We start from the raw sequence: 14,364 nt of genomic DNA on the forward strand, positions 1-14,364 counted from the left end.
TGCAAGGAAATGAATTCTTTGGAACGCATGGTCTTATGATAACTTAGTTCACATTTTTAAGATGATAAAGCGCTGCAACTCCATATCCATCGGTACAATCTGTCGGTGGTATGTTCTTTCCATCTTCTAATTGCGGAAACCCAGTCCAAACACTCTCATTAACTGCATGAAACAGCATAGGTCTGTACATTAGGGAAAAGGAAGGAACTTCCTCCAAATAGATCTTACTCAATTGCGTATAGTAATCTTTTAATATATCCTTATCTGTCTCAAGAGGAATCTTGTTGAGTATATCATTCACCTGGGGATTTACATACCCTCCAAAGTTTCCACTCCAGTTCACTTTAAGATTGGCATAGTCAGTTGACAGAAAAGCCATAGCCCTTCCCCATGGATTTGCTACTGAAGCAGCCGGTGGATTCCACATACAAATATCGAATTTTCTCGTTGTCATATCATCATAGAATGTATTGGCATCCGGAAAATAAGTTTCAAGCTCTATTCCAATTTGTTTTCCAGCTGCAGCAACAATTTCAAGAGATGCATTCCAATCGGTCCATCCATCTGGACATTCTGCCTTAAAAGAAAGATTCTTTCCGTCGATTTCCCGGATGCCGTCCCCATCGGTATCTACAATTCCTGCTTTATCTAACAACGCATTGGCTCCTGCAATGTCGTTTCCCGTAAATTGAACGTCTTTTAATTCTTCTTGGTTTACCAACGTCTGTTCTCCAACGGTTGGATTCATAATGGAACGAGGGACATCTTTAAAGCTTGGAGACTGATTGGACATAGCAGAAGCAATAATCTGGTCGTAATCCACAGCCATTGCTATGGCTTTCCGGACTTCTTTTCGATCTAGGCCCTTCACCTCAACGTTAAAATATGCCGTGGGCATTGTTGCACAAACACCATAGGGAGCTTCATCAACATAGGTTGAGATCGGGAGCCCATCTTCTTCCCATAGTTTTTGTACATTGGTAATAAACTGTTGTGATACATCTACTTCTCCGGTCTTAAATCCCGTATCCCCTGCTGCGTTATTTTCATAAATAACATGAGTAATGTACTTGGGTGCAGGTAAACTACCCCACAATGCAGTCCCCCAATATTTTTCATACCGAACCAAAACCACCTTCTGGTCATCATTATAATAGGAGGTATAAGGACCGGAAGAAACAAAATCTTCCATTCTATCTTGTTTGATTTTATCCCCATCGTTCCCATTTCGTTCTTCCACTTTTTTAAGATACGCTTCTTGCAATACATAAATTTTTGGAATGTACTCCATTACCTTAAGGGGATTTACTGGAAGTCCTTTTTTGTCCAGTTTTGAATGAAATACAACGGTATGATCATCCACTGCCTCGACGGAATCAATATAATTTGCATAATCACTTCCTTGGGCAGACGCATATTTTTTGTGACATGCGAAGGTATAGGCCACATCATCTGCTGTCACGGCCGTCTCATCATTCCATTTGGCATCTGGATTTATGGTTATGGTAAGATTTGTCTGATCCTGATTCCATTCGTAATTATTTCCCAACAATCCATAGATTTTACCGTCCAGCATGTTGTACATAAACAGAGTTTCATAAACTAGTTCTCTTGAATTGTCATTCTGAGAAACAGCCATAGCATTGTTGGAATTGGAACTTAGCGGATTCCAGTCGTTGATCGTTCCCCACTGCTGTCCATTAAAATAGAGAGTCTCATTTCTGGGGGTGGAGCCTGATTGGCCATCCGTTTTCTCTGTATTATTCTCAGTAACTGATTCCTTGGTAGTCTCTTCGACTGCCTCCGTGTTTTTTTCCACATTCTTATTAGGTTCTGGTTCTGCTTTCTGGCACCCCCAAAGCATGGAGAGTATTACGGTTCCAACTGTAAGAAACGTAATCATTTTGTTGTGTCTCTTTCTCATCTTTCTACCTCCTAAGAGAGCTGCCGATATACCTTTTTACTGGCTATCAGTCATTCCTGTGCAACCTCCTTACATGTTTATGCACATTGCATAGATTTCTGAACACAAAAACAAAATAAGCAGGCTTTTTGCATAACATAATTATGCTCAAATGCCTGCTCATACGATTTCATCTGTATTGGATTATTCTCCTCATTATGATACAAAAAAACAGAAGATGTTTTCATATCTCCTGCTTTCTTTTTCCAATTAATATCCTGCTTCAATATATTGTTCAATTAATTTATCCAGTTCGGTGCTTCTAAGATAAATCACATCTCCATCGTCATGATCAATGCTTTTATTTAATCTTTCCCTTGCTTCTTCAATATTTTGTATTAACTCTTCTTTTGATTTTATCATATCATACTTCTCCTTTGCTCTTTATTCGTATCTGTTTGTGTTTCCAGAAGAGCACAAGAGTAGATACCACTACCAATATCAAAGACAGTGCCTGAGACACCGGTATGCCAGTACCAAAAAATATTAACTGGTCTGTACGCATTCCTTCTATCCATACTCGTCCCAAACCATAGCCAAGCAGGTAGATAAGAAGTATTTCCCCATCGAATCGTTTGTGCTTCCGATACCATAACATAAACACCAGAACACAAAGATTCCATACAGATTCATAAAGGAAAGTCGGATGAACCTGTATATATTCAATCCCATCCTTTACAATCAAATGGTTTAAAAGCTCCTTTGATATCATATTCTCGTTAACCAGCGCCCTTCTGATTCTCATAGCAAACAAGCCGTCGGTGTATCCGCCAAACGCTTCGCAATTAAAGAAGTTTCCCCATCTTCCTATTATTTGCCCGGTTATCAGTCCAAGGCAGCCGGTATCTGCCAAAGAAAAGAAGGAAAGTTTCTTTACCCTGGTATAAACCGTAAGAGTGATAATGGCTCCTATAACACCTCCATAGATCGCCAGTCCACCCGCCCTTGTATTAAATATCTGTAGCAGGTTATCTTTATAGTTGTCCCAATCAAATATTACATAATAGATTCTTGCGCCTATAATTGATGTAACGATTGCATAAAGAGCGAAATCCAGATAAATATCCGGATCCTGTCCTCTCCTTTTTGCGTCGCGTGCTGCAACCCATAAACCTGCCAGGATACCAATCCCTATGATAATCCCGTAAAATGCAATGCGGAACCCAAATATCGAGATATTGTTATGCAGATGATCAATGGTAATACCCAAATGCACAAAACTAATATCTGCCGTATTTGCCATTCGTCTTCTCCTTTCGATGTTTTCTTTATTTTACCCCGTGAAAACACAAAAATCAAACAGATTCGCCCGACATATTCAACTAATATTCGACAGCAGTATCAATTCTTGCGTTTTTCGCTTTTAATTTTGCGGATAATATGATATTCTATATTAGTTACAGACAAAAATCAACCATGAATATGAACAATATTATTCAATATAGGAAGGTAATAACTATGAAATTAGGTATTGTCGGATTACCAAACGTAGGTAAGAGCACTCTTTTTAATTCTCTGACAAAGGCTGGAGCAGAATCTGCAAACTATCCTTTTTGTACCATTGATCCAAATATTGGTGTAGTTCCAGTTCCAGATGCACGTCTATCACAACTTGCTGAATTGTATCATTCCGCCAAGATCGTACCGGCAGTGATTGAATTTGTAGATATCGCAGGGCTAGTAAAAGGTGCCTCCAAAGGCGAAGGCCTTGGAAATCAGTTTCTTTCCAATATCAGAGAAGTGGATTCCATCGTACATGTCGTACGTTGTTTTGAAGACCCCAATGTGATTCACGTTGATGGAAGCGTTGATCCTTTGCGTGACATTGAAACCATAAATTTAGAGCTGATCTTTTCCGATATCGAGATTTTGGATCGTCGTATCTCCAAGACCTCAAAGGGAAGTATGAACGATAAGACACTGGCAAAAGAACTGGAAACCTTAAAGAAGCTCAAAGCTCATCTTGAAGATGGAAAACTGGCTAAAAGCATGGAAGTCGATGATGCAGATGAGCAGGAATTCATCTCTACTTTGAATCTTCTTACTTATAAACCTGTAATCTTCGCAGCCAATGTATGTGAGGATGATTTAGCGAACGACGGGATTGATAATGAATCCGTAAAAAAGGTTCGGGAATTTGCAAAGGAGAACAACAGCGAAGTCTTTGTTATCTGCGCTCAGATTGAGCAAGAGATTGCAGAGTTGGAAGAAGACGAGAAAAAGATGTTCTTAGAGGATTTGGGTCTTACCGAATCTGGACTGGAAAAATTGATTGCTGCCAGTTACCAGCTTCTGGGTCTGATCAGTTATCTGACCGCAGGTCCTACTGAGACAAGGGCATGGACCATTACAAAAGGCACCAAGGCACCTCAGGCAGCTGGTAAGATTCATACAGACTTTGAACGTGGATTTATCCGGGCTGAAGTTGTTTTTTACAAAGATCTTCTGGACTGTAAAACTTACACCGCTGCCAAAGAAAAAGGGCTGGTGGGACTGGAAGGCAAAGAGTACATTGTAAAAGACGGAGACGTGATCTTGTTCCGGTTTAATGTATAAGATAATATTCTCAACTGGCTCTTGACCGGCTCATAAGGGAGGCGTAAACTGCCTCCCTTATGGACGGTTGTCGCCGTATGCCAATAAAGGAAGAAGCCTGGAAATGTGAGTGAACTCTCATTTCCAGGCTTCTTCCTTTATTAGCGCACTGCTCGTAGCTATGCCAGGTTTGAATATCCCATTAAACTGACGTCTACTTCTTTTGCTACCTCCCGGCCTTCTCTGATCGCCCAAACAACCAAAGACTGCCCCCGGTGCATATCTCCTGCTACAAATACTTTTTCTACGTTGGTTTTGTAATTACCACTTGTTGTTTCCACGTTGCTTCTCGCATTTAACTTCACACCGAATGCATCTGCCACATAACTTTGTGCTCCTAAAAAACCAGCCGCAATTAATACCAAATCAGCAGGAACTTCTTTCTCACTTCCTGCAACCGGAACCATATTTGTCCGTCCGGTCTTTTCATCTTTTTTCGGCACCAGGCTCATGAGTATCACTTTTATTAATTTCCCTGATTTGTCTTTGATAAACTCTTTCACTGTGGTCTGGTAGACTCTAGGATCCTTTCCAAATACTACAATGGATTCTTCCTGACCATAATCTGTCTTTATGACTTTCGGCCATTCAGGCCAACTATTATCTTCTGCTCTGACGGTTGGTAATTGAGGCATCATCTCCAACTGGGTAACAGAGGAACAACCATGACGTATAACAGTTCCCACACAGTCATTGCCTGTATCCCCCCCACCAATCACGATCACGTGCTTCCCTTTTGCAGATATAAATTGATTGTCCCGCAAGTTGGAATCAAGAAGACTTTTGGTGGTGGATTTTAAAAAGTCTACAGCAAAGTAAATTCCCATCGCATCTCTTCCAGATACTTTTAAATCTCTGGGGTTGGACGCCCCACATGCCAGAATTACTCGGTCGTATTCTTTTAACAAGTCCTTTGCCTTTTGATTCTTTCCAATGTCTGCACTCGTCACAAACGTTACGCCTTCCTGTCTCATGATGTCTACCTTCCGGTCGATCACATGTTTTTCCAGTTTCATATTGGGAATCCCGTACATCAAAAGACCTCCCAAACGATCCTCCCGTTCTAATACTGTAACACTGTGTCCCCGTTTATTTAACTGATCCGCAGCTGCCAGTCCAGCTGGACCCGAACCGATGACGGCCACTTTTTTTCCTGTGCGGATCTTTGGAGAATTCGGTCCAGCAATCCCATTGTCATAAGCACGTTCTATAATTGCATATTCATTTTCTTTGATACTAACCGGATCTCCATTTAATCCACAGGTACAAGCAGCTTCACAGGGCGCAGGACAGACTCTTGCTGTAAATTCCGGAAAACTATTGGTCTTTTTTAACCGGTTAAATGCCTGTTCCCAAGTACCTGTATACACCAGCTCATTCCATTCTGGAATCAAGTTATTCAGCGGGCAGCCAGAAACCATACCATTTAAAATTACACCGGATTGGCAAAAAGGAACTCCACAGTCCATGCAGCGTGCACCTTGACATCTTTGTTCTTTTTCGGAAAGAGGTAGATGGAACTCGTTGTAATTCTTAATACGAGTCTTGGGATCTACCGTTTTTCCTGTTTCTCTGTTAAATTCTAAAAATCCTGTTGGCTTTCCCATATTTATCGCCTCCTCCTTACTTTTTGGTGTTCGCATAGAATGCTTCAATCTGTGCCTGTTCACTACTCAACCCTTTTTCTTCCATCTGTATAATGGTGTTCAGCATACGTCTGTAATCATGAGGCATAATTTTCTTAAACTTAGGCAGATATTCGCCAAAGTTATCCAAAATTTCCTTCCCCTTTTCTGAATTGGTGTAAGCAACATGTTCTTTGATCATATCTTTTAATTCTAAAACATCATATTTATTCGTAATCTCCTCAAAGGAAACCATTTCTTTATTCAATCGCTTATAAAGATCTCTTTTTTCATCCAGCACGTAAGCAATTCCACCGCTCATACCAGCCGCAAAATTCTTACCTGTGGATCCTAGCACAACGACACGGCCTCCCGTCATATATTCACAACCGTGATCGCCAACCCCTTCCACCACTGCTGTTGCTCCTGAGTTTCGAACACAGAATCTCTCTCCTGCAACACCACAGATAAATGCTTTTCCACTGGTGGCTCCGTAAAGGGCTACATTCCCAATTACAATGTTTTCAGATGCTTTAAACTTAACTCCCTGAGGGGGATAAACAACCAGTTTTCCTCCAGATAAACCTTTGCCAAAGTAGTCGTTGCTATCTCCCACTAATTCCAGCGTCAGACCTTTTGGAATAAAGGCTCCAAAGCTTTGCCCCCCGCTTCCATTGCAGTTTATAACAAACGTATCTTCTGGAAGTCCTTCCGGATAAAGCCTTGTGATTTCTGAACCAAAGATGCTGCCCAGCGCACGATCTGTATTAGACACATCAATCTGAAGTCCTTTTTTCTGCCCTGATTGCAACGCCTGCTTTAATTTCTTTAAGAGGATTTTTTCATCTATTGTTTTTTCCAGCTCAAAATCGTAAATATGCTTTTTGTCGTACCCCGCAAGTTTTAATTCTGCATATGGATTACCAAGAATGGAAGAGAGATCCACTTTATCTGCTCGATGAAAAGAAACCTTATCTTTCTTTTTCAACAGATCCGTTCTTCCCACTAACTCATCCACCGTACGAATTCCCAGCTTCGCCATGTATTCCCTTAGTTCTTTTGCAATAAAGTACATGAAGTTAATAACGTATTCTGGTTTCCCCTTAAAACGTTTGCGCAATTCAGGATTCTGAGTTGCAATCCCCACTGGACAGGTATCTAGATTGCAGACACGCATCATAACACAGCCAAGCGTAACAAGAGGAGCCGTTGCAAACCCAAATTCTTCTGCTCCCAGCATACAAGCAATTGCAACGTCACGGCCTGTCATCAACTTTCCATCTGTCTCTAAAATCACCTTATCCCGAAGCCCATTCATAATTAATGTCTGATGTGCTTCTGCAACACCTAGTTCCCAGGGAAGTCCTGCATTATAAATGGAATTTCTGGGTGCTGCCCCTGTTCCGCCATCAAAAGCTGAGATTAAAATCACCTGAGCACCTGCTTTGGCAACACCAGCCGCTACGGTACCAACTCCTGCCTCAGAAACCAGTTTCACCGAAATCCTTGCTTGAGTATTGGAATTTTTAAGGTCATAAATCAGCTGTGCCAAATCCTCAATGGAATAAATGTCATGATGAGGAGGCGGGGAGATCAACCCGACTCCAGTGGTTGAATGTCTGGTTTTCGCTACCCAAGGATACACTTTTTTCCCCGGTAGATGACCGCCTTCTCCCGGTTTCGCTCCCTGTGCCATCTTGATCTGGATTTCCTTTGCACTGACTAGATATCGGGATGTTACTCCAAATCGACCAGAAGCCACCTGTTTAATTGCAGAACACCGGTTTTTGCCGTCGCTTCCAATGGTTAGTCGCTCTAAGCTCTCTCCGCCTTCTCCACTATTTGATTTTCCGTGAATCTGATTCATGGCAAGGGCAAGGGTTTCATGCGCCTCTCGTGAGATGGAACCATAAGACATTGCTCCAGTTTTAAATCTCTTCACAATGGAATCTTCACTTTCCACTTCATTTAGCGGAATCTCCTTGGTTTTTGAATCATCAAAATCCAGCAGACTTCTTAGATTCACCATCTGCCCCTCATTTGTGAGTGCGTTTGAATATTCCTTAAAGGTTTCATAGTTTCCAGTTCTTGCTGCCTGTTGTAAAAGATGGATGGTTCGAGGATTATATAAGTGTTCTTCCTCTCCGGCTCTCTCCTTGTGACTGCCAACACTGTTAAGCGTTAAATCTACATCAAGTCCAAGGGGATCAAAAGCGGCTGAATGAAGGGTATCGACATCATTCGCAATATCCTCTAGATCAATCCCTTCTACTCGGCTGACTGTATCGGTAAAATACTGATTTACTACTTTTTTTGATATCCCAATGGCCTCAAAAATCTGTGCTCCTTGATAGGATTGAATCGTAGAAATTCCCATTTTAGAGGCTATTTTTACAATCCCATGAAGAACTGCCAGGTTATAATCTTCCACCGCAGCATAATAATCTTTATCAAGCATTCCACTATCAATTAAATTGTGAATGGACTCCTGAGCAAGATAGGGATTGATGGCACAAGCTCCATACCCTAATAAAGTTGCAAAATGATGAACCTCTCTTGGCTCCCCACTCTCTAGAATTAATGCAACCGAAGTTCGTTTCTTCGTTTTTACCAAATGCTGCTGAAGGGCAGAAACTGCAAGCAATGAAGGGATTGGCACATGGTTTTCATCAATATCACGATCCGACAAAATAATAATATTTGCTCCATCCCGGTGGGCTCGGTCTGCCTCTAGAAATAACCTGTCAATGGCTTTTTCAAGAGAAGTATTTTTATAATACGTAATGGGGATTACTTCTACTTTAAATCCCGATTTGTTCATATGTTTGATCTTCAAAAGATCCGTTGAGGTAAGAATCGGATTGGTAACCTTTAAAATCTTGCAATTTTCGGCTTTTTCCTGCAGTATATTCCCTTCTTCTCCCACATAAACAGTGGTTGAAGTCACGATCTCTTCCCGTATGGAATCAATGGGAGGATTTGTAACCTGTGCAAAGAGCTGTTTGAAGTAATTAAACAAAGGCTGATGCTTTTTGCTTAATACTGCCAGAGGACTATCCGCTCCCATGGCTGACACTGCTTCCGCTCCATTTAAAGCCATGTGAAGAATCATCGTTTTATATTCTTCATAGGTATAACCATAGGTTTTCTGAAGCTTTGCTCTTTCTTCTTTCGAAAGACGCGGAACCCCTTTGTTTGGAATGGGCAGGTCTTTTAATTCAATCAGATTAGAATCCAGCCATTCCCCATAGGGCTTTCGCACAGCATAATACTCTTTTAGTTCCTCATCACTAATTAGAGAGCCTTTTCTCGTATCAATCAGAAGCATTTTACCAGGGCGAAGACGTTCTTTTTTCACTACATGACTCTGTTCGATATCAATCGCCCCAACCTCGGATGCAAGAATCATATGATCATCATCCGTGATATAATATCTAGATGGTCGAAGACCATTCCGGTCTAAAACTGCTCCAACAAGGTCCCCATCGCTAAATACAATGGAAGCCGGACCATCCCAAGGTTCCATCATCGTCGCATAGTACCGGTAAAAATCACGAGTTTCCTGAGGCATAGATTTATCATGTTCCCACGGCGCCGGAATGGTTACCATGACAGCAAGAGGAAGATCCATTCCACTCATAACCATAAATTCCAGTGCATTATCAAGCATAGCGGAGTCTGAACCTTCCTGATTAATAATAGGAAGTACCTTATGCATATCTGCATGGAAAAAATCAGATTCCATGGTTTCTTCTCTAGCCATCATTTTATCTACATTACCGCGAATCGTATTGATCTCCCCGTTATGCACAATCAAACGGTTGGGATGGGCTCTCATCCAACTTGGATTTGTATTGGTACTGAAACGGGAATGTACCACTGCGATGGCTGACTCATAATCTTTATCCTGAAGATCACCGAAAAATTTCCTTAACTCTTTTACCAAAAACATTCCTTTATAAACAATGGTTCTACTGCTCAATGAGACCACATAGGTATTATCATTGCTTTGTTCAAAAATCCGTCTGGATACATAAAGTTTTCTGTCAAATTCCAACCCCTGTTTTGTTTCTCCAGGTTTCTTTATAAAAGCCTGCACAATATAAGGCATACAGTTTACTGCTTTTTCTCCAATCAGTTCGGGATGGATCGGGACGTCTCTCCAACCAAGAAAATCCAGTCCTTCCTTTTTTACAATGATCTCAAACATCTTTTTTGCTTGATTTCTTGCAAGCTCATCTTGAGGAAAGAAAAACATGCCAACCCCATACTCTCTCTCTTCTCCCACCTCAATCCCCAAAGGTTTTGTAACCTTTTTAAAAAATTTGTGAGAAATCTGAAGCATGATGCCTACCCCATCACCAGTTTTTCCATCTGCATCCTTGCCTGCCCTGTGTTCTAGATTCTCCACTATATGGAGTGCCCGTTCCACTGTTTTATGAGTCTTAATGCCTTTCATATTGGCAACCGCGCCAATTCCGCAGTTGTCATGTTCAAAACGGGAATCATATAAACCCGGAGTTACTGCTTTGTTCGGAGATTGTAAACTCTTATCCATAATCTCATCCTTTCCTGACTGCCCCATCTGCTTTGAGGTGATAAAGTGTAACAGTGAATTTTAATTGATAATACTACATTTTTCACACTTTGTAAATGCGTTTTATTTGAGAGTTTTCAGATAATTCGTCTATTTGCATATTTTATAAATATAGTCTGATTTTATATGTTTTATATCATTATTTTCTATTGTTTTCGTGCAATTTAGTCTATCACTTTCTTCATTGGCATAAATTACTAATATTTTTAAGTATGTGCTTTCGATTATTAAGTGATGAATGATTTTTGCTAATCATATCTTTTATTTACAACACAAAAAAGCCCTGGAAAATATCTTTCCAGAACTTTTAATCATATCTTTTATTCAAATCTGTTACGGATTACATCTCCCCGAGACCGCTCTCAATCGCTTCGGCCATGGTTTTAATTGCCTCTTCCTCATCTTCACCATCACAAATTACTACAATCTGTGCGCCAGATTTAATTCCTGCTGCCATGACATTTAATACGCTCTTTGCTACGATTCTCTTTTCTCCGTATTCAACAATAATATCAGATTTAAATTTCATCGCTGTCTGGGACAGAACACCTGCCGGTCTTAAATGAAGTCCGGATGGATTTACTACAGTCAGTGTTTTCGAAACCATAATGTACACTCCTTTATCCTCTATTTTTATACTCCACGCAACTAATTTTATTACAATATCGAATTTGTGTCAAGACAAACCCATTATCTCTTTCATATAGTTCCTATGGATTGACTCTTGTCCTTATTGGTTCTCCAATTTTTTCTATTCTCTCTTTGAATAGATACAGCCACAATAATCCTGTCTATAAAGATCATACTCTTTGGATAATTCAATAGAACGTTTGAAACCATTGTTCTTTTTGAAATCAGAAGTCAGGTAGGGAACTCGATACTCTTTCTCTAGCTTCTTCCCGATCTTGTTAAGCTGCTCAGCATTCTTTAACGGGCTTATGGATAACGTTGTGGTGAAATAATCATACTTGCCTGCCTGGGCCACTTTGGCCGCTTCCTGCAACCGAAGCTCATAGCATCTAAAACACCTTTCACCACCTTCCGGCACCTCCTCAAGTCCCTTCACCATCCGAAAGAATTCATCCGGTTCATAGGCACCAGCCTGCATGGTAACCGGATTTTGAAACTTCATATCACGAATTAGTTTCTCCTGTTCTTTTACACGTCTGGCGTATTCCTCTCTCGGGTAAATGTTGGGGTTGTAAAAATAAACGGTGATTTTAAAATATTGGGATAAGTATTCCAAAACATAACTGCTGCATGGAGCACAGCAACTATGTAAAAGCAGCCTGGGAACCTTCTCTTGTTCCCCCAAGCTTTCTATGATCTGCTCCAGTTCCTTCTGATAATTTCTCCGGTTCATCGCGTCTCCTTCCCTGCCGTCTATAAGAATGACAAAAAAGCGCAGTCAAATTGCAGCTGCGCCTCTTTGTGTCTTATAAGAAATCTCTGATTCGTTTGCTCCGAACTGGATTTCTAAGCTTTCTAAGTGCTTTCGCTTCAATCTGTCTGATTCGTTCGCGGGTAACGTTAAATTCTTTCCCCACTTCTTCTAATGTACGCGGGTGTCCATCTTCCAATCCAAATCTAAGAACTATCACTTGCCGCTCTCTCTCCTTCAAATCACCAAGGAGCGCATCAATATGTTCTCTTAGCATAACAGATTCAACATTACCTTCTGGGGTAAGTACGTTATTATCCGCCACAAAATCACCTAAGTTAGAGTCATCTTCTTCTCCAATCGGTGTCTCTAAAGATGCCGGTTCTCTTGCAATCTGCATAATTTCCATCACTTTGTCCTCTGTCATATCAAGAGCCTCCGCCAGTTCTCCGATGGAAGGTTCATATCCCAGTTCAAGTGTTAGTTTTCTCTGCATTTTAGACATCTTATTGATCGTTTCAACCATATGCACAGGCACACGGATTGTCCTTGCCTGATCTGCAAGGGCACGGGTTACAGACTGGCGTATCCACCAAGTAGCATATGTACTTAATTTATAACCTTTTGTGTAATCAAATTTTTCAACACCTTTAATGAGCCCTAAGTTCCCTTCCTGTACAAGATCAAGGAAGTTCATACCACGGCCTGTATATCTCTTGGCTATGCTGACAACCAGACGTAAATTTGCTTCAATCAAACGATCCTTTGCAATTTCATCGCCATCTGCTTTTCTCTTAGCAAGACGCAGTTCTTCTTCTGCATTTAAAAGTGGCACTGTACCAATCTCTTTTAAATACATACGGACGGGGTCTTCCGTACCAATCCCATCAAGCAAATCAATCGCATCCAAATCAATATCTTCTTCTTCTGTTTCTTTAAAGCTTTCGACATCATCGTCAATTATAAGGTTGCCTGGTAGGAGCACATCTTCAGTTAAAGTGGAGTCATCCATGACCGGGATCACGTCAACGCCGCGATTCTCCAGGTACGTATAAATCTGATCCATCTGCTCGGTAGTCAGTTCTTCCCCTACAAAGAAGTTATTAATCTCTGTTACATCCAAAGCGTTATGCTTTGTTTTTGCAATCTCGACAAGTTTCCCTAGCTTATCTAAAAAATTATCTTTTTCCACTTAATAACGTCCTTTCGCTAAGAAGTATACATAAAGCCCACACAACTTTTCATTATATACTACCGCAATCTTTATTTCAACATATTTCTTTTAAAAATAACAGTTTTATTGCTTTTTCGGCTGATTTCTCATAATTCGGATCTTTTTCTTTAAATTAATGATCGAAACTTCACGCTTCGTACCTCCAAATTCCCCATCCAATACCCAATCAATTGGTTCGTCAGAGATTATCTTTAAAGATCTTGTCCTAAATTTGTGGACGTATTCATTGGGTTCTTCTTTCAAGAACATGTAATTAATAAGGTTCGTCAGATCCAGAGCTGTCTTAGGTGTCCGAATTAAGAGAACTTCGAATTCCCCGTCGTCTAACGCGACATCCTGTGTAACAAGACCTTTAAAACCGCCCACACTTATGGTATTGGTCACCATTCCAAAAATAAATTCTCCTGTCATTTTTAGTTCATCACACTCGACATGAATGGAATAAGATTTTAAGGAAGCTAAACTTTTCATTCCCTCTAACATATAAGCCTGATGTCCCAGAACATTCTTCTTGTCCTGAGAAGTCAGATAGGAAACTTCTGTAAATGCACCAAACGCCGCAATATATACAAAGTATCTGTCTTCGCAAAAACAGCCAATATCAATGGGGTACGGATCGCCAGTTACCGCAGCTTTGGCAGCTGTTATCATATCCTTTGGTATCTTTAAACTAGAGGCGAAATCATTCGTAGAGCCTGCTGGAATATATCCAAGATCTGGATACTCCTCTAATTCCATCAACCCGCTTATGGTTTCATTTAAGGTACCATCTCCACCACTGCAAATCACCAGATCCATACCCTTTCCAAAGGAAGATGCTGCTGATTTGGCATCCTCTACCCCTTGCGTTACATGAACGGACAGTTCATAACCTGCCTTCGCAAAAATATCCAATATATCCATTAACTTATTTCTGATCTGCGATTTTCCAGAACGTGGATTAAATATAAAAAGCATCTTTTTCATTAT

At 40.7% G+C, this 14,364-nt stretch carries 10 protein-coding genes; 1 reads left to right on the forward strand and 9 read right to left on the reverse strand.

All coding sequences use genetic code 11. From position 1 onward, the window contains the following. Positions 1 to 43: 43 nt before the first annotated feature. The 3 genes from EFT72_RS09005 to lgt all read right to left on the reverse strand — a co-directional run bounded on the left by EFT72_RS09005 (position 44) and on the right by lgt (position 3,206). Positions 44 to 1,924 carry an ABC transporter substrate-binding protein gene (locus tag EFT72_RS09005; RefSeq protein WP_124066588.1) on the reverse strand — a complete coding sequence of 627 codons (1,881 nt, stop codon included), beginning with the start codon at positions 1,922 to 1,924 and terminating at the stop codon, positions 44 to 46. 249 nt (positions 1,925 to 2,173) lie between these two features. Beyond that, entirely contained in the window at positions 2,174 to 2,326 is a 153-nt protein-coding gene (locus EFT72_RS09010; RefSeq protein WP_206426630.1) for a Spo0E family sporulation regulatory protein-aspartic acid phosphatase, read from the reverse strand. Between the two features lies 1 nt (position 2,327). Beyond that, the gene (gene lgt / locus EFT72_RS09015) at positions 2,328 to 3,206 is read right to left on the reverse strand and encodes a prolipoprotein diacylglyceryl transferase (protein ID WP_124066589.1); all 879 of its coding nucleotides are present in this window, start codon (positions 3,204 to 3,206) and stop codon (positions 2,328 to 2,330) included. Between the two features lie 215 nt (positions 3,207 to 3,421). Here lgt and ychF point away from each other — a divergent pair, with 215 nt between their 5' ends. Next, a complete protein-coding gene (gene ychF, locus EFT72_RS09020; RefSeq protein ID WP_124066590.1) occupies positions 3,422 to 4,519 on the forward strand; it encodes a redox-regulated ATPase YchF in 1,098 nt (365 codons plus the stop codon). A 158-nt stretch (positions 4,520 to 4,677) separates the two neighbouring features. On the opposite strand, the gene EFT72_RS09025 is transcribed toward ychF, so the two are convergent. The 6 genes from EFT72_RS09025 to EFT72_RS09050 form a co-directional block, all read right to left on the reverse strand. Continuing rightward, the gene (locus EFT72_RS09025; protein WP_124066591.1) at positions 4,678 to 6,165 is read right to left on the reverse strand and encodes a glutamate synthase subunit beta; all 1,488 of its coding nucleotides are present in this window, start codon (positions 6,163 to 6,165) and stop codon (positions 4,678 to 4,680) included. 16 nt (positions 6,166 to 6,181) lie between these two features. Beyond that, positions 6,182 to 10,741 (reverse strand): glutamate synthase large subunit, encoded by a 4,560-nt coding sequence (gltB, locus tag EFT72_RS09030; RefSeq protein WP_124066592.1) that lies wholly within the window; start codon positions 10,739 to 10,741, stop codon positions 6,182 to 6,184. Positions 10,742 to 11,120: 379 nt separating this feature from the next. Then, positions 11,121 to 11,387 carry an HPr family phosphocarrier protein gene (locus EFT72_RS09035; RefSeq protein WP_124066593.1) on the reverse strand — a complete coding sequence of 89 codons (267 nt, stop codon included), beginning with the start codon at positions 11,385 to 11,387 and terminating at the stop codon, positions 11,121 to 11,123. A 144-nt stretch (positions 11,388 to 11,531) separates the two neighbouring features. Then, positions 11,532 to 12,143, reverse strand: coding sequence for an epoxyqueuosine reductase QueH (locus EFT72_RS09040; RefSeq protein WP_124066594.1), 612 nt, complete (start codon positions 12,141 to 12,143; stop codon positions 11,532 to 11,534). A 73-nt stretch (positions 12,144 to 12,216) separates the two neighbouring features. Then, complete coding sequence (gene rpoD, locus EFT72_RS09045; protein WP_124066595.1) at positions 12,217 to 13,353, reverse strand: RNA polymerase sigma factor RpoD; 1,137 nt, start codon at positions 13,351 to 13,353, stop codon at positions 12,217 to 12,219. Between the two features lie 105 nt (positions 13,354 to 13,458). Further along, complete coding sequence (locus EFT72_RS09050) at positions 13,459 to 14,361, reverse strand: YegS/Rv2252/BmrU family lipid kinase (RefSeq protein WP_124066596.1); 903 nt, start codon at positions 14,359 to 14,361, stop codon at positions 13,459 to 13,461. Positions 14,362 to 14,364 lie beyond the last annotated feature (3 nt).

This window comes from Clostridium sp. E02 (assembly GCF_003833015.1).
In the GTDB taxonomy this organism is placed as follows: domain Bacteria; phylum Bacillota; class Clostridia; order Lachnospirales; family Lachnospiraceae; genus Lacrimispora.